19 protein-coding genes are annotated in these 18,508 nt (G+C 60.4%); 14 read left to right on the plus strand and 5 right to left on the minus strand.

Translation table 11 applies throughout. The features are described 5' to 3' along the window. Positions 1–363: 363 nt before the first annotated feature. The 10 genes from rpoE (at position 364) to pdxJ (ending at position 10,394) form a co-directional block, all read left to right on the plus strand. On the plus strand, positions 364–945 hold the full coding sequence (gene rpoE, locus R6G97_RS08600) for an RNA polymerase sigma factor RpoE (protein WP_010220971.1): 582 nt from the start codon (positions 364–366) through the stop codon (positions 943–945). Between the two features lie 31 nt (positions 946–976). After that, positions 977–1,567 (plus strand): sigma-E factor negative regulatory protein, encoded by a 591-nt coding sequence (locus tag R6G97_RS08605; protein ID WP_043206465.1) that lies wholly within the window; start codon positions 977–979, stop codon positions 1,565–1,567. A 12-nt stretch (positions 1,568–1,579) separates the two neighbouring features. Continuing rightward, a complete protein-coding gene (locus R6G97_RS08610) occupies positions 1,580–2,545 on the plus strand; it encodes a MucB/RseB C-terminal domain-containing protein (protein ID WP_043206467.1) in 966 nt (321 codons plus the stop codon). Between the two features lie 202 nt (positions 2,546–2,747). After that, complete coding sequence (locus tag R6G97_RS08615) at positions 2,748–4,148, plus strand: DegQ family serine endoprotease (protein ID WP_371906690.1); 1,401 nt, start codon at positions 2,748–2,750, stop codon at positions 4,146–4,148. A 238-nt stretch (positions 4,149–4,386) separates the two neighbouring features. After that, positions 4,387–6,186 (plus strand): translation elongation factor 4, encoded by a 1,800-nt coding sequence (lepA, locus tag R6G97_RS08620; RefSeq protein ID WP_043206469.1) that lies wholly within the window; start codon positions 4,387–4,389, stop codon positions 6,184–6,186. Positions 6,187–6,191: 5 nt separating this feature from the next. Next, positions 6,192–7,046: a signal peptidase I gene (gene lepB, locus R6G97_RS08625; protein WP_043206470.1), complete on the plus strand. Its 855-nt coding sequence runs from the start codon at positions 6,192–6,194 to the stop codon at positions 7,044–7,046. Positions 7,047–7,210: 164 nt separating this feature from the next. After that, on the plus strand, positions 7,211–7,900 hold the full coding sequence (gene rnc, locus R6G97_RS08630) for a ribonuclease III (protein WP_043206471.1): 690 nt from the start codon (positions 7,211–7,213) through the stop codon (positions 7,898–7,900). Then, entirely contained in the window at positions 7,893–8,795 is a 903-nt protein-coding gene (era, locus tag R6G97_RS08635; protein WP_043206472.1) for a GTPase Era, read from the plus strand. The genes rnc and era overlap by 8 nt, the downstream gene beginning before the upstream one ends. Before the next feature lie 130 nt (positions 8,796–8,925). Next, positions 8,926–9,609, plus strand: coding sequence for a DNA repair protein RecO (recO, locus tag R6G97_RS08640; RefSeq protein WP_043206473.1), 684 nt, complete (start codon positions 8,926–8,928; stop codon positions 9,607–9,609). Between the two features lie 62 nt (positions 9,610–9,671). Beyond that, complete coding sequence (gene pdxJ, locus R6G97_RS08645) at positions 9,672–10,394, plus strand: pyridoxine 5'-phosphate synthase (protein ID WP_232111557.1); 723 nt, start codon at positions 9,672–9,674, stop codon at positions 10,392–10,394. A 43-nt stretch (positions 10,395–10,437) separates the two neighbouring features. Here the strand turns inward: pdxJ and R6G97_RS08650 are convergent, their stop codons facing one another. Beyond that, positions 10,438–11,820, minus strand: a complete 1,383-nt coding sequence (locus R6G97_RS08650; RefSeq protein WP_090345002.1) for a heavy metal sensor histidine kinase — start codon at positions 11,818–11,820, stop codon at positions 10,438–10,440. Further along, complete coding sequence (locus tag R6G97_RS08655) at positions 11,817–12,491, minus strand: heavy metal response regulator transcription factor (protein ID WP_043206476.1); 675 nt, start codon at positions 12,489–12,491, stop codon at positions 11,817–11,819. Before R6G97_RS08655 ends, R6G97_RS08650 begins: the two co-directional genes overlap by 4 nt. Before the next feature lie 264 nt (positions 12,492–12,755). Between R6G97_RS08655 and R6G97_RS08660 the strand changes: the two genes are divergently transcribed. Then, positions 12,756–12,959, plus strand: a complete 204-nt coding sequence (locus tag R6G97_RS08660) for a hypothetical protein (protein WP_043206477.1) — start codon at positions 12,756–12,758, stop codon at positions 12,957–12,959. Positions 12,960–13,027: 68 nt separating this feature from the next. Here the strand turns inward: R6G97_RS08660 and cmoB are convergent, their stop codons facing one another. From cmoB to R6G97_RS08675, 3 genes are all read right to left on the minus strand, one after another. Beyond that, positions 13,028–13,984, minus strand: a complete 957-nt coding sequence (cmoB, locus tag R6G97_RS08665) for a tRNA 5-methoxyuridine(34)/uridine 5-oxyacetic acid(34) synthase CmoB (protein WP_090345004.1) — start codon at positions 13,982–13,984, stop codon at positions 13,028–13,030. Further along, positions 13,981–14,724: a carboxy-S-adenosyl-L-methionine synthase CmoA gene (gene cmoA / locus R6G97_RS08670; protein ID WP_070574921.1), complete on the minus strand. Its 744-nt coding sequence runs from the start codon at positions 14,722–14,724 to the stop codon at positions 13,981–13,983. The genes cmoB and cmoA overlap by 4 nt, the downstream gene beginning before the upstream one ends. Before the next feature lie 77 nt (positions 14,725–14,801). Then, positions 14,802–15,200 (minus strand): protease inhibitor I42 family protein, encoded by a 399-nt coding sequence (locus R6G97_RS08675; RefSeq protein WP_043206480.1) that lies wholly within the window; start codon positions 15,198–15,200, stop codon positions 14,802–14,804. Positions 15,201–15,325: 125 nt separating this feature from the next. Between R6G97_RS08675 and R6G97_RS08680 the strand changes: the two genes are divergently transcribed. The 3 genes from R6G97_RS08680 (at position 15,326) to R6G97_RS08690 (ending at position 18,508) form a co-directional block, all read left to right on the plus strand. After that, entirely contained in the window at positions 15,326–16,486 is a 1,161-nt protein-coding gene (locus R6G97_RS08680; RefSeq protein ID WP_317847991.1) for an alpha-xenorhabdolysin family binary toxin subunit A, read from the plus strand. 20 nt (positions 16,487–16,506) lie between these two features. Next, complete coding sequence (locus tag R6G97_RS08685; protein ID WP_317847992.1) at positions 16,507–17,505, plus strand: alpha-xenorhabdolysin family binary toxin subunit B; 999 nt, start codon at positions 16,507–16,509, stop codon at positions 17,503–17,505. Between the two features lie 76 nt (positions 17,506–17,581). Continuing rightward, complete coding sequence (locus R6G97_RS08690) at positions 17,582–18,508, plus strand: hypothetical protein (RefSeq protein ID WP_317847993.1); 927 nt, start codon at positions 17,582–17,584, stop codon at positions 18,506–18,508.

Genomic DNA, 18,508 nt, shown 5'->3' on the forward strand with positions numbered 1-18,508 from the left:
TTAAGCCTGTCCGGCTGCCTTTATAGCAGTCACAGGTGTCTGATTTCCAATGGCATCTGCACCGGCGTCGCGATCTTTATGGGAACTTTCCGATACCGGTGGAAATCCTAAGAAGGCTGCCCGCACGCCACCAAATGCCACGGCGACGCATGGCGGTAGCTCTTTCGGGGCTGACACCTGCGTATTCGAAATCAGATTATCGACGCAGCCGGCCGTGACCGCGCTGCGTCTTTCGTGCGAGCCGACCAAGGGCCGCAGGAAACTTGCTTGGAGGGGAGAACTTTTGCGCAAAGGCCGAGTCTATGGTTGCAAGCCTGAACGATGGCTGTTGCAACGCTCCTTCGAGACCACTGAGGAGTGTTCATGCTAACCCAGGAAGAGGATCAGCAGCTTGTCGAGCGCGTGCAGCGCGGCGACAGGCGAGCGTTCGATCTGTTGGTGCTGAAGTATCAGCACAAGATTCTCGGGTTGATCGTGCGGTTCGTACACGACACCCACGAGGCCCAGGATGTGGCGCAGGAGGCTTTCATCAAGGCCTACCGGGCGCTAGGAAATTTTCGCGGTGACAGTGCTTTCTATACCTGGCTGTACCGCATCGCCATTAACACGGCGAAGAACTACCTGGTGTCCCGCGGAAGACGGCCACCAGACAGTGATGTGAGCTCCGAGGATGCGGAGTTTTACGACGGCGATCATGGCCTCAAGGATCTCGAGTCTCCAGAGCGCGCGTTGTTGAGGGATGAAATCGAAGGCACCGTCCATCGCACCATCCAGCAACTGCCCGAGGACCTGCGCACGGCATTGACCCTACGTGAGTTCGACGGACTGAGTTACGAAGACATTGCCAGTGTCATGCAATGTCCGGTAGGTACCGTGCGCTCTCGAATTTTCCGCGCTCGGGAGGCCATTGATAAAGCCCTGCAGCCTTTGTTGCAGGAAACCTGAGACAGCGGCGACAGCCAAGAGAGGAACCGCCATGAGTCGTGAAGCTTTGCAGGAATCGCTGTCCGCGGTGATGGATAACGAAGCGGACGAACTTGAACTGCGTCGCGTGTTGAACGCCGTCGACGATCCTGAAACCCGTGCCACCTGGTCCCGCTACCAAGTAGCGCGCGCAGCGATGCACAACGAGCTGGTACTGCCCAAGCTCGATATCGCCTCGGCGGTATCCGCAGCGCTGGCCGACGAAGCCGTGCCTGCCAAGGTCAAGCAAGGCCCATGGCGCACCATTGGTCGCCTGGCTGTAGCCGCCTCGGTGACCGTTGCCGTGCTGGCTGGCGTGCGCCTGTACAACCAGGACGAAATCACCGGTGCCGAGCTCGCTGCCCAGCAGCCTGTCCAGCAAGGGCTGAGCGTGCCACAAGCACAGGGCCCCGCCGTTTTGGCAGGCTATAGTGAGAGCAGTGAGCAACCGACCGGGCCGATGGCCAACGGCGTGCTGCAGAACCAGGCCGGCTGGGATCAGCGTCTGCCAGGGTATCTGCGCCAGCATGCCCAGGAATCTGCGCTCAAGGGTACTGAGACCGCTCTGCCCTATGCACGCGCCGCCAGCCTGGAAAACCGTTAAGTAAGGAGGATCATGCGCGCGCTACCTCTCCTGACGCTTCTGCTTGGCAGTTGCATGATGGTGCCGGCCTTGGCGGCCAACTCCTCGCCCGAGGCGAGCGAGTGGCTGAACAAGCTGGCACAGGCCGAGCGAGAACAGAGTTACCAGGGTTCCTTCGTCTACGAACGTAATGGCAGCTTCTCCTCACACGATATCTGGCACCGCGTCCAGGACGGCAAGGTCAGCGAGCGTTTGTTGCAGCTCGATGGGGCGACCCAGGAAATCGTGCGGGTCGATGGCAAGGTCCAGTGCGTCAGCGGCTCCCTGGTTAGCCGCGTAGGAACCCCGCCGGACTCCGCGCCCCGTGTGCTCGATCCTCTGAAACTGATGAGCTGGTACGACCTGAGCGTCGCAGGCAAGTCCCGGGTTGCCGGGCGCGATGCCGTGATCGTGACGCTCACGCCGCGAGACCAGCATCGCTACGCTTTCGAACTGCATTTGGATCGCCGCACTGGACTGCCCTTGCGCTCGTTGATGATCAACGACAAGGGCCAGCTGCTCGAGCGCTTCCAGATGACCCGCCTGGATACCGACGATCTACCCAGCGATGACGACCTGCGCGCCAGTTCTTCGTGCAAGCCGGTCGAGCACGTCGCAGCCGCGCATTCCGACGCTGCCTCTGCCTGGCGTTCGGACTGGTTGCCGCCGGGCTTCGAATTGATCAACAGCTCCGTGCGCCGGGACCCGGTGCGTGACAGCATGGTCAGCAGCCTCATGTATGACGATGGCTTGGCACGCTTCTCGGTGTTCCTGGAGCCGGTGAGCGATGATGCCGGACCGGATACCCGTGCGCAGTTAGGGCCTACCGTCGCCGTGTCGCGTCGTCTCAACACGCCCAAGGGCAAGGTCATGGTCACTGTGGTTGGCGAGATTCCCTTGGGAACCGCCGAGCGTGTCGCCCTGTCCATGCGGGCCCAGGATGCCCAGGCGCGTCAGTGATAGCGCGCCTTCCTACATCTCGTAGGGCATGCTTCTGACATGAAATTAAAGCATTGTCATTTGCAATCCCTTCGTAAATTTTCTATAGGTCAGGCTTCTCGGGGTCTGGCCTTTCTTGCTTGTGCAAAGGCCTCACTTTGTTAACTACGCTCGTTGTGACGGGAGCCGTATGTCAATACCACGCTTGAAATCCTACCTATCGATGTTCGCCGCCGTGCTGATGCTTGGCCAGGTGCTCACCGCCCAGGCCGAGGAAGCCCTGCCGGACTTCACCACCCTGGTCGAGCAGGCCTCGCCTGCTGTGGTGAACATCAGTACCAAGCAGAAGCTGCCGGACCGCCGTGTCGCCGCAGGGCAGATGCCGGACCTGGAAGGCCTGCCGCCGATGTTCCGCGAGTTCTTCGAGCGCAACATGCCGCAAGTGCCACGCTCGCCCCGTGGTGACCGTCAACGAGAAGCCCAGTCGCTCGGTTCGGGCTTCATCATCTCCAGCGATGGCTATGTGCTGACCAACAACCATGTGGTCGCCGATGCCGATGAGATCATCGTGCGTCTGTCCGACCGCAGCGAGCTGCAGGCCAAGCTGGTCGGTACCGATCCGCGCACAGACGTGGCCTTGCTCAAGGTCGAAGGCAAGAACCTGCCGACCGTCAAGCTCGGCGACTCCGAAAAGCTCAAGGTCGGTGAGTGGGTGCTGGCGATCGGCTCGCCGTTCGGCTTCGACCATTCGGTGACCAAGGGCATCGTGAGCGCCAAGGGGCGGACCCTGCCCAACGACACTTATGTCCCGTTCATCCAGACCGACGTGGCGATCAACCCGGGTAACTCCGGTGGCCCGCTATTCAACATGAATGGCGAGGTGGTGGGCATCAACTCGCAGATTTTCACCCGTTCCGGTGGCTTCATGGGGCTGTCGTTCGCTATCCCGATCGATGTGGCGCTGGATGTTTCCAATCAGCTGAAGAAGGACGGCAAGGTCAGTCGTGGCTGGCTTGGCGTGGTGATCCAGGAGGTCAACAAGGACCTGGCTGAATCCTTCGGTCTGGACAAGCCAGCCGGTGCCTTGGTCGCCCAAGTGCTAGAGGACGGTCCGGCAGCCAAGGGTGGCTTGCAGGTAGGGGACGTGATTCTGAGCATGAATGGCCAGCCGATCATCATGTCGGCCGACCTGCCGCACTTGGTCGGCAGCCTCAAGGACGGCGCCAAGGCTCGTCTGGAGATCATCCGCAACGGCAAGCGCCAGAATCTGGATATCACCATCGGCGCGCTGCCCGAGGACGATGCGGACATCGGTACCGGCGCTGGAGCCGGCGCAGAACGCAACAGCAACCGTCTGGGCGTTTCCGTGGCCGACCTGACCGCCGAGCAGAAAAAGTCCCTGGAACTCAAGGGCGGCGTGGTCATCAAGGAGGTCCAGGATGGTCCGGCGGCGTTGATTGGCCTGCGTCCTGGCGATGTCATCAGTCACCTGAACAACCAGGCGATCGCTTCGGCCAAGCAGTTCACCGAAATTGCCAAGGATCTGCCGAAGAATCGTTCGGTGTCGATGCGCGTGCTGCGTCAGGGCCGAGCCAGCTTCATTACCTTCAAGTTGGCGGAATAATCTGCGCACTGCATAGGAAAGGGCAGCTTCGGCTGCCCTTTTTCATGAAATATTCCGTTGTCGCCCCTCATCCAAAGGTTGCGGGTAGCTCGGGCGCGCGCAATTCGGGGCTCCTACAGGGCAGCGCTCGTTACCATGTCGCTTGATCTGGAATCTCCCATATCCCTGCGGCTTAAGGTACAATTCCCGGCTATTTTTCGGCGGGCGTCCGGCTCGCAGCCTTTTCGAGTGTTGACCCGTGAGTGATTTGAGTCATATCCGCAATTTCTCCATCATCGCCCACATCGACCATGGCAAGTCGACGCTGGCCGACCGTTTCATCCAGATGTGCGGTGGCCTGTCGGCACGCGAAATGGAAGCCCAGGTCCTCGACTCCATGGATCTGGAGCGTGAGCGCGGGATCACCATCAAGGCCCACAGCGTCACGCTGAGCTATAAGGCCCAGGACGGCAAGGTCTACCAGCTGAACTTCATCGATACTCCCGGCCACGTCGACTTCACCTATGAAGTCAGCCGTTCCCTGGCCGCGTGCGAAGGCGCGCTGCTGGTCGTGGACGCCGGTCAAGGTGTCGAGGCCCAGTCCGTGGCCAACTGCTACACCGCTATCGAGCAGGGCCTGGAGGTCATGCCGGTGCTTAACAAGATGGACCTGCCCCAGGCCGACCCAGACCGCGTCAAGGACGAGATCGAGAAGATCATCGGCATCGACGCCACCGATGCCGTGGCATGCAGCGCCAAGAGCGGCATGGGCGTCGATGAGGTCCTCGAGCGTCTGGTGCAGACCATTCCCGCCCCGGAAGGCGAAATCGATGCTCCTCTGCAGGCACTGATCATCGATTCCTGGTTCGACAATTACCTGGGCGTCGTCTCCCTGGTCCGCGTGCGTCATGGCCGGGTCAAGAAAGGGGACAAGATCCTGGTCAAGTCCACCGGCAAGGTGCATCTGGTGGACAGCGTCGGTGTCTTCACCCCGAAACACACGCAGACCGCCGACCTCAAGGCGGGCGAGGTGGGCTTCATCATCGCCAGCATCAAAGACATTCACGGGGCACCGGTCGGTGACACCCTGACCCTGTCCTCGACCCCAGAGGTCGAAGTGCTGCCAGGCTTCAAAAAGATCCAGCCGCAGGTTTATGCCGGCCTGTTCCCGGTCAGCTCCGACGATTTTGAAGATTTCCGCGACGCACTGTCGAAGCTGACCCTGAACGACTCCTCGCTGCAATACCTGCCGGAAAGCTCCGACGCACTGGGCTTCGGCTTCCGTTGCGGCTTCCTCGGCATGTTGCACATGGAGATCATTCAGGAGCGCCTGGAGCGCGAATACGACCTGGACCTGATCACCACCGCGCCGAGCGTGATCTACGAGCTGGTGCTCAAGACCGGTGAGACCATCTACGTCGACAACCCATCTAAGCTACCGGATGTTTCTGCGGTCCAGGACTTCCGTGAGCCAATCGTCACCGCCACCATCCTCGTGCCTCAGGAGCACCTGGGTAACGTCATCACCCTCTGCATCGAGAAGCGTGGCGTGCAGCGCGACATGCAGTTCCTCGGCAGCCAGGTACAGGTGCGCTACGACCTGCCGATGAACGAAGTGGTGCTGGACTTCTTCGATAAACTCAAGTCCACCAGCCGCGGTTACGCTTCGCTGGACTATCATTTCGATCGCTACCAGTCGGCCAACCTGGTCAAGCTGGACGTGCTGATCAACGGCGACAAGGTAGACGCCCTGGCGCTGATCGTTCACCGCGACAATGCCCACTACAAGGGCCGTGCGCTGACTGAGAAGATGAAGGAGCTGATCCCTCGGCAGATGTTCGATGTGGCGATCCAGGCAGCCATCGGTGGCCAGATCGTCGCCCGTACGACCGTCAAGGCGCTCAGAAAGAACGTACTGGCTAAGTGCTACGGCGGTGACGTCAGCCGTAAGAAGAAGCTGCTGGAGAAGCAGAAGGCCGGTAAGAAACGCATGAAGCAGGTCGGCAACGTGGAGATCCCACAGGAAGCCTTCCTCGCCGTGCTCAGGTTGGATAGCTAGGTCCTATGTCGCTAAATTTCCCGCTGTTGCTAGTCATCGCCGTAGCTGTCTGCGGCCTGTTGGGCTTGATCGACCTGCTGTTCCTGGCTCCGCGCCGGCGAGCGGCGGTCGCCAACTACCAGGGCAGCGTCAGCCAGCCCGAGATGGCAGTGCTCGAGCGCCTGAACAAGGAGCCGTTGCTCGTCGAGTATGGCAAGTCGTTCTTCCCGGTGCTGTTCATCGTGCTGGTGTTGCGTTCGTTCCTGGTCGAGCCGTTCCAGATCCCATCGGGATCGATGAAACCGACTCTGGAAGTGGGCGATTTCATCTTGGTGAACAAGTTCTCCTACGGTATTCGCCTGCCGGTGATCGACAAGAAAGTCATCGAGGTGGGAGACCCGCAGCGCGGCGACGTGATGGTGTTCCGCTACCCGAGCGACCCGAATGTCAACTACATCAAGCGTGTGGTCGGGCTGCCGGGCGATCAGGTGCGCTACACCAGCGACAAGCGTCTGTACGTCAATGGCCAGCCGGTCGCCGAGCAATTGGTCGGTACCGAGCCAGGCACCCTGGGCAGTGCCCAGCTGTACAAGGAAAAACTCGGCGAGGCCGAGCACCTGATCCGCAAGGAAATGAGCCGCTACCGCATGCCGCCGGACCAGCAATGGACCGTTCCGGCTGGCCATTACTTCATGATGGGTGACAACCGCGACAACTCCAACGACAGCCGCTACTGGGACGATCCGAACATTCCCAAGGAACTGCACGGCATGGTTCCGGATCGCAACATTGTCGGCAAGGCCTTCGCGGTCTGGATGAGCTGGCCGGAGCCCAAGCTCAGCCACTTCCCCAACCTGTCGCGGGTAGGCTTGATCCATTGATACCCAACGGCGCTGTCTGACAGACAGCGCCGAATGCATTTCTGACATAGGCTGTGTTCTCAGGGATCGAGAGATTCCGCCGCCCACAAGGTGGTGGGCCACAGCCAAACAGTCTTTCAGGATGTTGATTTGAACAACGCGTTGAACAATCCACGGGTGGCCCCATGAGTGCTTCCCTCGCGCGCCTGGAGCGCAAGCTCGGCTATACCTTCAAGAATCAGGACCAGATGCTCCTGGCCCTGACTCATCGCAGCTATGCTGGGCGCAACAACGAGCGCCTGGAGTTTCTGGGCGATGCCATCCTCAACTTCGTGGCCGGCGAAGCGCTGTTCGAGCGTTTTCCGCAGGCCCGCGAAGGCCAGCTCTCGCGCCTGCGCGCCCGTCTGGTCAAAGGTGAGACCCTGGCCCGTCTGGCCCGGGGCTTCGATCTGGGCGAATACCTGCGCTTGGGCTCGGGTGAGCTCAAGAGCGGTGGTTTCCGGCGGGAGTCGATCCTGGCCGATGCCCTCGAAGCGCTGATCGGGGCGATCTACCTGGACGCCGACATGGAGACCGCACGCGAACGCATCCTGGCCTGGCTGGCCGGTGAGTTCGATGGGTTGACTCTGGTCGACACCAACAAAGACCCCAAGACTCGTCTGCAGGAGTTCCTGCAGTCGCGTGCCTGCGAATTGCCACGCTATGAAGTGGTGGACATCCAGGGCGAACCGCACTGCCGTACCTTCTTCGTCGAATGCGAGGTGGTGCTGCTGAACAACAAGAGCCGTGGCCAGGGCGTGAGCCGGCGTATCGCCGAGCAGGTCGCCGCCGCTGCTGCATTGATCGCCCTTGGCGTGGAGAATGGCAATGACTGAGAACACTTCGACCCGTTGCGGCTATGTCGCGATCGTCGGTCGCCCCAACGTGGGCAAGTCCACGCTGCTCAACCACATCCTCGGCCAGAAGCTGGCGATCACCTCGCGCAAGCCGCAGACCACCCGGCACAACATGCTCGGTATCAAGACCGAGGGCGACGTGCAGGCGATCTACGTCGATACGCCCGGTATGCACAAGGCCAACGACAAGGCCTTGAACCGCTACATGAACCGCAACGCATCGGCTGCCTTGAAGGATGTCGACGTAGTCATCTTCGTGGTCGACCGGACCCGCTGGACCGACGAGGACCAACTGGTGCTTGAGCGTGTGCAGTACGTGAGTGGCCCGGTGATCCTGGCGGTCAACAAGACCGACCGCATGGATGAGAAAGCCGAGCTGATCCCGCACTTGCAGTGGCTGCAGCAGCAGTTGCCCAATGCCGAGATCGTGCCGATTTCCGCCCAGCAAGGCCACAACCTCGAAGCCTTGGAAGCGTTGATCGCCAAGCATCTGCCCGAGAACGAGCATTTCTTCCCGGAAGATCAGATCACCGACCGCAGTAGCCGCTTCCTGGCTGCGGAACTGGTGCGCGAAAAGATCATGCGCCAGCTCGGTGCTGAGCTTCCGTACCAGATCACCGTGGAGATCGAGGAATTCAAGCAGCAGGGCCATGTGCTGCATATCCATGCGTTGATCCTGGTCGAGCGTGACGGTCAGAAGAAGATCATCATTGGTGACAAGGGCGAGCGCATCAAGCGCATCGGTTCGGACGCGCGCAAGGATATGGAAGTGTTGTTCGACGCCAAGGTCATGCTCAACCTGTGGGTCAAGGTCAAAGGCGGCTGGTCCGACGATGAGCGCGCCCTGCGCTCGCTGGGCTACGGCGACCTGTAACCGCTCCAGCCAACAGACAGCTGGCTCGTACCCTGTGGGAGCGGGTTCACCTTCGAATGACAGTGGTTTCACTGATGCGTTCGAAGGTGGCCCCGCTCCCACAGGCACATTCAAACCCCAGAGATCGCTGATGGAACAACCCGCCGGCCAGCCGGCCTACGTGCTTCACAGCCGTGCCTACAAGGAAACCAGCGCGCTGGTGGATTTCCTCACGCCCCAAGGCCGTGTACGTGCGGTGCTGCGCCGTGCCCGGGGCAAGGGGGGCAGCCTGGTCCGGCCGTTCGTGGAGCTGGAGGTGGAGTTGCGTGGGCGAGGGGAGCTGAAGAACGTCGGTCGCCTGGACAGTGTCGGCATCGGCGGCTGGTTGCATGGCGATGCCTTGTTCAGCGGGCTGTACCTCAATGAACTGTTGATGCGCCTGCTGCCTGCGGAGGCGCCGCATCCTGCGTTGTTCGAGCATTACACCTTGACGCTGCAGGCACTGGCCGCCGGTCGGCCCCTGGAGCCGCTGTTGCGTGCCTTCGAGTGGCGCCTGTTGGATGAGTTAGGTTATGCCTTTGCCCTGACCCACGATATCAACGACGACCCCATCGACACCCAAGGACTGTATCGCCTGCAGGTCGATGCGGGCCTGGAGCGGGTTTACCTGGCGCAGCCTGGGTTGTTCACCGGGGCAGAGCTGCTGGCACTGGCCGAGGCCGATTGGCAAGCCCCGGGTGCGTTGCTCGCTGCCAAGCGCCTGATGCGCCAGGCCTTGGCGGTACACCTGGGGCCGAAGCCGCTGGTGAGCCGGGAACTGTTTCGCAAGCGTTGAGCACATCGTATGCTGTGGGGCTCAACTTTCAGGAGAGCCCTTTCGTGACTCACAGCAACCGCATGCTTCTTGGCGTCAACATCGACCACGTGGCGACCCTTCGCCAGGCCCGGGGCACCCGTTACCCAGACCCGGTCAAGGCCGCGCTGGATGCCGAGGAAGCGGGCGCCGACGGTATCACCGTGCACCTGCGCGAAGACCGCCGGCATATCCAGGAGCGCGACGTGCTGCTGCTCAAGGACGTGCTGCAGACCCGCATGAACTTCGAAATGGGCATCACCGAAGAAATGATGGCCTTCGCCGAGAAGATCCGTCCGGCGCATATCTGCCTGGTGCCTGAAACCCGCCAGGAACTGACGACCGAGGGTGGCCTGGACGTCGCCGGCCAGGAGGCTCGGATCAAGGCTGCGGTGGAGCGTCTGTCGCGCACAGGGGCTGAAGTTTCGCTGTTCATCGATCCGGACGCGCGTCAGATCGAAGCTTCGCGCCGTGTCGGTGCACCGGCGATCGAACTGCACACCGGCCGCTATGCCGATGCCGAAACCCCGACCGAGGTGGCCGAAGAGCTGCAGCGGATCATTGACGGCGTGGCCGTGGGGGTAGGGCAGGGGCTGATCGTCAATGCCGGCCATGGCCTTCACTACCACAACGTCGAGGCGGTGGCGGCGATCAAGGGCATCAATGAACTGAACATCGGCCATGCGCTGGTGGCCCATGCGCTGTTCGTCGGTTTCAAGGCGGCTGTGGCCGAGATGAAGGCGCTGATCGTAGCGGCTTCTCGCTAATTGCCGTTCGGCTGTACTGGCCTCTTCGCCGGTACAGCCCCCGTCATTGCGCTCGGAATACCAAGGTGAAGCGGGTAGGGCCAGCAGGCGTGCTGCTGGCCTCGACTCGTCCGCCATGCAACTGCATGATCGACTTCACGATCGCCAGTCCCAATCCTGTCCCACCCTCCAGCCGCGAGCGTCCGCATCCTGCGCGGTAAAAGCGTTCGAACAGGTGCGGCAGATGACACCCGGCTATGCCTGGCCCCTGGTTGCGCACCCCTAGGTGTATCTCATCGCCCTGACGTTCGATCAGGACCGTCACCACCTGGTTCTCCGGGCTGTGGCGGATGGCATTGCTCAACAGGTTGGACAGTGCCCGCTGGAACATCAAGCGATCGGCCATGGCCGTCCCCCAACCCTGCAGATGCAGTTCGATCCCCTTGAGCTCGGCGCTGACGGCGAACAGCTCGCAGACCCGCTCCGCTTCCTGAGCCAGGGCCAGTGGCCCGAGCATTACCTGGGCCTGGGGTTGGCTGACTTGGGCGAGAAACAACATGTCGTTGATGATGCGGTTGAGGCGGGTCAATTCCTCGACACTGTCCTCCAGTGCTTCCCGGTAATAGGTGCCATCGCGGTCCCGGGCCAGGGTGACCTGGGCCTTACCCATGAGATTACCGATGGGCGTGCGAAGCTCATGGGCCAGATCATCGGAGAATTGCGAGAGCTGGCGTACACCTTGATCCAGGCGATCGAGCATGACATTGATGGCCTTGGCCAGTTCGGCCAGTTCCACCGGCAAGCCTGTGTCGGGAAGGCGATGCCCCAGGTCCTGGGCCGAGACGCGCCCGGCAATCCGGCGAAAGTGACGCAAAGGGCGCAATCCCATTTGCATCAGTTTCCAGGCACTGAGGCCGATCAGTACCAGCAACAAGGGCAGGGCCAACAATGTCGAGTTCAGGTAGGCCTGGAGCAGGGTGTTATCGTCGGCGCGATTGAGCGACATCATCACCCGAACGGTGGTGTCGTCGCGCAGGCGCATCAGGCGGGTGGCGGTGAGGATCTGGGCATCGGCACTGTCGCGCCACTCGTGGAAGCTCAGCCGGTCGCCGACCGGCAGCTCGTTCAGGCGTGCTTCCAGCGCAGGTCCCAGGCTCAGCAGCAAGGGATGACGACCGTCGAGCGCCAGGATGCTCAGGCTCAGGTTGTCATGGCCCATGATCACATCGAGCAAGGGATGGGCGCGGCGGGCCAGATCCTCGTTGCGTAGATCGACGCGCAGATTGTGTTCGATCTGCAGCATCTTACGGTCCAGGTCTTTGCGGGCGCGGCTGTCCAGTTCGTGCTGCAGAGCGAACACGGCCAGGCAAGCCAGCAATAGCACCAGCGTGGCGCCCATCAGGGTCACCGACAACCCCAGGCGCAAGGACAGGCTGGCAGGTTTCATGGCCTGGCCTCGAGCACGTAGCCCACGCCGCGCAGAGTGTGGATCAGTTTGTCGTCGAACGGGTCGTCGATCTTGGCCCGCAGGCGACGGATCGACACCTCCACCACGTTGGTGTCGCAGTCGAAATTCATGTCCCAGACCAGCGAGATGATCTGCGTGCGCGACAACACTTCGCCGCTCTGGCGCATCAATAGGTGCAGCAGAGCGAACTCCTTGGCGGTCAGGTCGATGCGCCGCCCTGCGCGGTAGGCGCGGTGGCGGCCAGGGTCCAGTTCCAGGTCAGCGACGCGCAGGGTGCTCGGTTGCAGATGCTGGTCGTTGCGCCGCAGAAGGCTGCGGATTCGAGCCAGCAATTCCGGGAATTCGAAGGGTTTGAGCAGATAATCGTCGGCGCCCAGGTCCAGGCCTTTGACCCGGTCGTCCAGGCGGCCATGGGCCGTAAGCATCATGATCCGCGTGGCCGATTCGCTGCGCAGGCGTTGCAGTACGCTCCAGCCGTCCAGGCCGGGCAGGTTGACGTCGAGAATCACCAGGTCATAGGGCTGCTGGCGGGCCAAATGCAGCCCGTCGATACCGGTATGGGCGCAGTCGACCACGTAGCCGTTCTCGCGCAGACCCTGTTGCAGGTAATCAGCGGTACGCAGTTCGTCTTCGATGATCAGTAGGCGCATGGGAAGCTCGGTGTAATGAAAGGTGGCGATTCTCGACCCTGTAGCGAGATCAGGGTCAAGGTTGCCGATGTTACGGGATGCAACCGAGCGGAAAGCTTGAATAACGGATTTGTAATGGGCCGGACATGTGGCTGAAAGGCGTTGCGCAAGTCTGTGCCGAAACGCCGCTCAAGTCTTGCAACACTGTAATGTCCGACTCACCTTGGCGTTAGCTGCGCCTCGCTACGATGGCCTCGAACGACTGGTTATCACGAGGCAAACACGATGAACCTGACCCAATACTTGTTGTTGGCTGTACTCGCCCTGGGCAGTTCTGGGGCAATGGCCGAAGGCGGCGCCGAGCGTTCCAGGCAGTTCTGGGAGGCGTTCCGGCAAGACCAGCAGCGCCTGCATGGCGACAAAGAGCAAGCCGTGGTGGCGCGTGAGCGCAAGGCGAACGAGAAGGCCCGTGAATTGGCCAAGGATTGACGTGTAGCCGCCTTCGCAGTCGCTCCTCTGACGAAGGCGAGTCTGGCGCCCCTACGGGGGCGCCTTTTTTATTTGCGTGCCAGCAAGGTGGCGCGACGTGGGGCCGGGAGGCCCTCGATGGTGCGGCTGTGATCGTTCGGGTCGAGGAAGTCGGCGAGCGACTGGTAGCGCATCCAGTCGGTACTGCGCTGCTCGTCCACGCTGGTGACGCTGACATCGACACAGCGCACGTCGCTGAACCCGGCACGGCGCAGCCAGCGCTCCAGGGCCGGCACCGACGGCAGGAACCAAACGTTGCGCATCTGCGCGTAGCGGTCCTCGGGCACCAGCACCTGGTGTTCGTCGCCCTCGACGACCAGGGTTTCCAGCACCAGCTCGCCACCTTTGACCAGGCAGTCCTTGAGCGCCAGCAGGTGCTCGATGGGCGAGCGTCGGTGATAGAACACGCCCATGGAGAACACGGTGTCGAAGCCTTCTAGGTTCGCTGGCAGCTCTTCCAGAGCGAAGGGCAGGTGCCAGGCGGGAAGCTCCGGCAGGTACTTTTGCACGGCCTGGAACTGGCAGAAGAACAGCCAGTTGGGGTCCACGCCGATCACCATGTCGGCGCCGGCACCTAGCATGCGCCACTGGTAGTAGCCATTGCCGCAGCCGACGTCGAGCACGCGTTTGCCTTTCAGATCCAGATGCGGGCTTACCCGCGACCACTTCCAGTCAGAGCGCCATTCGGTGTCCACGTGGACGCCGAACAGGTCGAACGGCCCCTTGCGCCAGGGCGAGAGCCCCATCAACGCTTGGTGCATCCGGGCTCGGGTGGCATCGTCACAGTCGCTGTCCAGACGCAGGCCGTTTTGCAAGTCGACCTCGCTGGGCAGCAGATCCGGCAGGGCATCCAGCGCGCCGCGCCAACGATCGAGATCGCCATGGCCTTTCTCCAGCTTGGTGTGCAGTTGTGCTTGCAGGCCTTGGGACCACGTGGCAAGGGGCGTGCCCGCCAGGCGGCGGACGAGGGGGGAGAGGTCGATCATGGCAGGGCAATCAGTGAGGCGAAATTGAGGCATTGGAACCAAGGCACGACCTTGGAGAAGCCGGCGGCATGCAGGCGGTCTTTGTGGGTCTGCAGGGTGTCGGGTTTCATCACGTTCTCGATGGCGCTGCGCTTCTGGGCGATTTCCAGTTCGCTGTAGCCATTGGCACGCTTGAAGTCCAGGTGCAACTCGTTGAGCAGGTCCTGCTCCTGGTCATCGGCAAAACGCAGCTTCTCGGAGAGGACGAGCGCGCCGCCGGGCAGCAGCGCCTGGCGGATGCGACCTAGCAGTGCCAGGCGTTGGTCCGGGGCGATGAACTGCAAGGTGAAGTTCATCGCCACCACCGAGGCCGGCTCGAAGGGCAGGGCCAGGATATCGGCCTCCAGCACCTGTACTGGCAGCAGTTCCTGGAACATCGAGTCCTGGGCGGTGAGGTACTGACGGCAGCGCTCGACCATGGCTGCGGAATTGTCCACCGCAATCACCCGGCAGCCGTCGGCACGCACGTGCCGGCGCAGGGACTGGGTCACCGCGCCCAGTGATGCGCCCAGGTCGTACAGCGCAGTGTGCGGCTGGGCGAAGCGGGCGGCGAGCACGCCGAGGTTCTCGACAATGGTCGGGTAACCTGGCACCGAACGCTTGATCATGTCCGGGAACACCCGCACCACGTCCTCGTTGAAGGCAAAGTCGGGCACCTGCTCCAAGGGCTGGGCGAAGAGGCGGTCGGGTTGTTGGCTCACGGAAGTACCAGGTGGGGGTGGTAAAGAGCGTGCATTTTAGCCAACCCTGACCGTTTGCGCATCGCCTCTGGGCAGGTTCAGTCGACCGTCACGGCGCAGTCGAAGGTCTGTGCAGGGCGCACTTCGGGTGCCCAGGGTTGCTGATACACCAGAATGAGATGGCTCACGCCTTGGCCCTGGGCCTGGAAGCGCCACAAGGACTGGCCTGCACTGCCCACCACACCTGTGTCTTCTGGATCGCTATACACCTCAGGGCCCAGGCTGCGCAGGATGTTGGCCGCCGGGTGTTGAACCAGCCAGCGGTAACCGGTGCTGGGATTGCTGGGCAAACGCAAGGTCAATGTTTGTCCGGGCACCAGGGTGATTGGGCATTCACTGGCTTTTTCCAGAACGATAGGTTCAGGGGAGGACGGGGTTTGGCTGCAGGCGCTCAACAGCCCGAAGGCCAGGGGAAACAGTGCAAGGCGAGATCTCATGAAGTCTCCTGTCTGAATATACCAATAGATCTTGTAGGAGGAACGATTGCCATCTGATGACTCATCGGGGCGAGTCATAACTTTGTACCACCAAACCAGCCCGGTTTGGGTACAAGGAGAAATGTATGAGTTTCCAAAGAGCCAGCTATGAAACGCTGGCAAATGAGGCGGCCAGCCAACCTGTAGCAATGGTTACAGCAATGGCCGAGCGCGACGGTAGTAATGAAGGCGGCCTGACACTCAGCCGCGAGCACATCGTCACCATCAACCAATATGCCAATTTTGTTTTTGGTCTGCCCAAGACCCCACAAACCGTTGAGCAATGGCTGGGCTACAAGACCATCGATGAGCCTGAGCTGAAGCCCTCGGCCATGTCCAGCCTGTTTGAGGGGCTGCGTCGTCATGCCAACGCCTGGACAACACTGTCAGATCGCAGCAAGCGGCTCTCGAGCGAACTGGCAACCACCGCCAACTTGATCGATGTCGTTGGCGAGGAAATTGTTGCAGAGTGCAGTCGCCTGAGATTTCTGAAACCGCAAATGACCTGGGAGCAGGTGGCGCTCGCGAGGCCGGTCAAACTGGGCGCCGAGGACCAGAAAGCCGTCACGCAACTGGTCGAGTACATGCAAATCCTCAACGACGATGTCAGGAACTATGCCAAGCGTGTAGACGGTGTAAAGAAAGACAGCGAAGCCTTCAGGGACACCGTTAAAAAGGAGTTGCTGCCTGCAGTCGGCAACAAAGACAAGGCGCTAAAACGCAAGAAACAAGACGGGCTGGTTGAAGCGTTGCGCACTGAACTCAAAGCCCTCGACGTCGAGATCGGCGAACTTAAAAAAGAATACGACAGGTACCTCTCCAACGGACTGAGCAGCCTCGCTGGGGGGCCGCTTGGGGCTATTGTCGGCGGTGCGATCTATGGCGCCAAAGCAGAATCTGCGCGTAAGCAACGTAAAAAGTTAGAACAACAGCGCAGGGAGGTCGCAGCGAAACTGAAGGCCCGTGTGAATCTGGAAGGCCGGCTCAAGGAAATGACCCAGTTTGTGGATGATCTGGACGTGCGTCTTAACGATGTCCTGACCTCAGCCTCCCATTTGCAGACAGTCTGGGAGCGTGTCGAGGTCTACATCACCAGCTCCATCGAAGAGCTCGAAAAGATCACAGATGGCCAGCGGCTGGCGATCTTTCTGATCTTTTTCAAACGATTCCTCCGGCAGTGGAAGGAAATCGAGCGCACTTCGCTGCAACTGACAGCGGTTTTCGACAATGCCGCATCGGCACGCTAATTCATTAAAGGACTATTACCATGAATGCCAAGGTTTCTTATCTGTCGCCTGCCAGCCAGCAACCCGTACTGGACGACATTCTCTCGACGACCCGTGTTTTCCTGCTTGAGTGGCAGCAGGGCAACCTGAAGCCCTTGCCGACGTTGTATGAATCGATTGAGCGACATGCCAAGTTTCTGGACAGCATTACCAAGCGAATGGCAACTCAAGCCCTGCGGATGGAGGCAGAGCTGCATGCAAGCGGGTTAGAGGATATCGTCGATGCGCTTGAGGACATCGGCGAAGACCCTGAGCTTCTGTTCATTGCCCAGGAAACTATCAATAAAGTGCTGTCGAATCTGACGATTCAAATCAGTGGCGTAAAGAATGCCTCTACGGAGTTGTCGGCTTTGTCTGCCCCCAACGCCTCCCGCGACGAAGCCCGTTTATTCAGGCAGCAGATGGAACTGGAAACGACCAGTGTCGCCTTGAAAGCCGAAATAGACGCCGAGTCGTCCAAGATCGAGGCACTGCATACCGCCCTCAAAGCGCTGGAAGCTATCGATATCGAGGTCAAGTTCGACGGCCTGATTCCCACGCCCGAGCAATTGGCTGCGCTGGCAGTGCCCGGTGGGCAGATCGCCTTACTGAGTGAGGCCGCAGCCCAGGCCCTGAAAAACCTGGAGAAAACGCTTGGACAGTTGTCTGCCGACCTCAATTACAGCCGACTGCAGGCAGAGCGTCGGCAATTGACACTCGGACTCAGAACGCTGCAGCGGGACCTTGCCGCCAATAGCCGAACCCTGGCGACATGCCGTCAACAGCTCAAGGCGCTGGAAAATGTGCCTAGGCTCGTCGCGCAACGTAAGGCCTGCCTGATTGCCTTGAATGCACTGAGCATGGCGTTGGGGAGTTTCTACAACCTGCTGAAGAACGCCAAGTACAAGGGAATCGAAGACCTGCGTGCTATCGAAGCGTTTTTGAAGACGCTCGTGGCTTATCAGCGCAGCATGATCAAGCAGATCAGCAATGCATTTTGATTCGTGATCAATAGCCTGACTGCCATTCATCAGAGCGGCGGTCAGGCTTACGGAGTTAATGCTCATGGAACAAAGGATGCTGATGCCGATGGGGAGCGCTGCACGGGCGATGGAAGTGCGAGTGGCAGCGCTCTTCAAACAGGCGCGAAGCGGCGTGGGTGATCTAAAAGCCTCTGTTGCGCAGCTGGATGCCTATGTCCGCAGGGTTCACGATTTACCTCAAGGACGATTGGCGCGTTGGGTGAGCTATTCGTATGTCTCTGAGCCAGTCCTGAATATTGGTAATTTGGAACGGCTGATCGCTAGGCTGTCCTACAGGAGTGGTTTTTGGTGGTCCTTGCGTGAGCGTGGAAGTGCGCTGAGTCAGGCATTGGTCGGGCATACCCAAACGGTCACGCAGCGGAGTGCAGAAATACAGAACATTGCGTCTCGGCTCGAGATGGCGAACGGTGATGCAGATAGATGGGAGGCGTTGTCTCGCGAAAAGGATTTGGCACTCAGTCCCAGGGATTTGACGCGTGTGGAAACAATGGTTGCATACGTGGTCAGTCTTCGGAGGGAGGTCGAGGCCTTTGACATCCATCTCACTGAATACATGTCAGGTATCGAGGACTTTCGCGAAACGCACCGGCGTGAATTACAACCCGACCTGGATAGGGTGATCAAAGCGCTTGATACGGTTGAGGTGCGCAAGTGCACGCTGAGATTCGAGCCGTTTTGGACAAACTGTCGGAAAGCGACTTTTGAAGAAGAAGATCGCGAGCAGCTTAGGGCTTTGTTTGGCGTGCGTGATCTACAGCTGGCTGGCGTGCATGGCAATATTGAAAAACTTCATACGGCTTGGCAAGCGATAGGCACGTATGTCGAAAGTGCACACAATCATTTGAGCAAAGTGAAACGCCAGCGAGAGCTGGCGCTTTTCATGGTGTACTTCAAAATATTCTTGGGACAGTGGAAACAGGTTGCCGTGCACGCGCAGCGATTGCGTGAGGCTTTTGCCTGA

The sequence above is a fragment of the Pseudomonas sp. HTZ2 genome (assembly GCF_033173945.1).
In the GTDB taxonomy this organism is placed as follows: domain Bacteria; phylum Pseudomonadota; class Gammaproteobacteria; order Pseudomonadales; family Pseudomonadaceae; genus Aquipseudomonas; species Aquipseudomonas guariconensis.

Coding starts and splice junctions, on each gene's coding strand:
- pdxJ (WP_232111557.1), top strand. CDS start 9,672: ATGCTTCTTGGCGTCAACATCGACCACGTGGCGACCCTTCGCCAGGCC.
- cmoB (WP_090345004.1), bottom strand. CDS start 13,984: ATGATCGACCTCTCCCCCCTCGTCCGCCGCCTGGCGGGCACGCCCCTT.
- rnc (WP_043206471.1), top strand. CDS start 7,211: ATGAGTGCTTCCCTCGCGCGCCTGGAGCGCAAGCTCGGCTATACCTTC.
- R6G97_RS08650 (WP_090345002.1), bottom strand. CDS start 11,820: ATGAAACCTGCCAGCCTGTCCTTGCGCCTGGGGTTGTCGGTGACCCTG.
- R6G97_RS08610 (WP_043206467.1), top strand. CDS start 1,580: ATGCGCGCGCTACCTCTCCTGACGCTTCTGCTTGGCAGTTGCATGATG.
- R6G97_RS08655 (WP_043206476.1), bottom strand. CDS start 12,491: ATGCGCCTACTGATCATCGAAGACGAACTGCGTACCGCTGATTACCTG.
- era (WP_043206472.1), top strand. CDS start 7,893: ATGACTGAGAACACTTCGACCCGTTGCGGCTATGTCGCGATCGTCGGT.
- lepB (WP_043206470.1), top strand. CDS start 6,192: ATGTCGCTAAATTTCCCGCTGTTGCTAGTCATCGCCGTAGCTGTCTGC.
- R6G97_RS08680 (WP_317847991.1), top strand. CDS start 15,326: ATGAGTTTCCAAAGAGCCAGCTATGAAACGCTGGCAAATGAGGCGGCC.
- R6G97_RS08685 (WP_317847992.1), top strand. CDS start 16,507: ATGAATGCCAAGGTTTCTTATCTGTCGCCTGCCAGCCAGCAACCCGTA.
- R6G97_RS08615 (WP_371906690.1), top strand. CDS start 2,748: ATGTTCGCCGCCGTGCTGATGCTTGGCCAGGTGCTCACCGCCCAGGCC.
- R6G97_RS08660 (WP_043206477.1), top strand. CDS start 12,756: ATGAACCTGACCCAATACTTGTTGTTGGCTGTACTCGCCCTGGGCAGT.
- rpoE (WP_010220971.1), top strand. CDS start 364: ATGCTAACCCAGGAAGAGGATCAGCAGCTTGTCGAGCGCGTGCAGCGC.
- recO (WP_043206473.1), top strand. CDS start 8,926: ATGGAACAACCCGCCGGCCAGCCGGCCTACGTGCTTCACAGCCGTGCC.
- R6G97_RS08605 (WP_043206465.1), top strand. CDS start 977: ATGAGTCGTGAAGCTTTGCAGGAATCGCTGTCCGCGGTGATGGATAAC.
- R6G97_RS08690 (WP_317847993.1), top strand. CDS start 17,582: ATGCTGATGCCGATGGGGAGCGCTGCACGGGCGATGGAAGTGCGAGTG.
- R6G97_RS08675 (WP_043206480.1), bottom strand. CDS start 15,200: ATGAGATCTCGCCTTGCACTGTTTCCCCTGGCCTTCGGGCTGTTGAGC.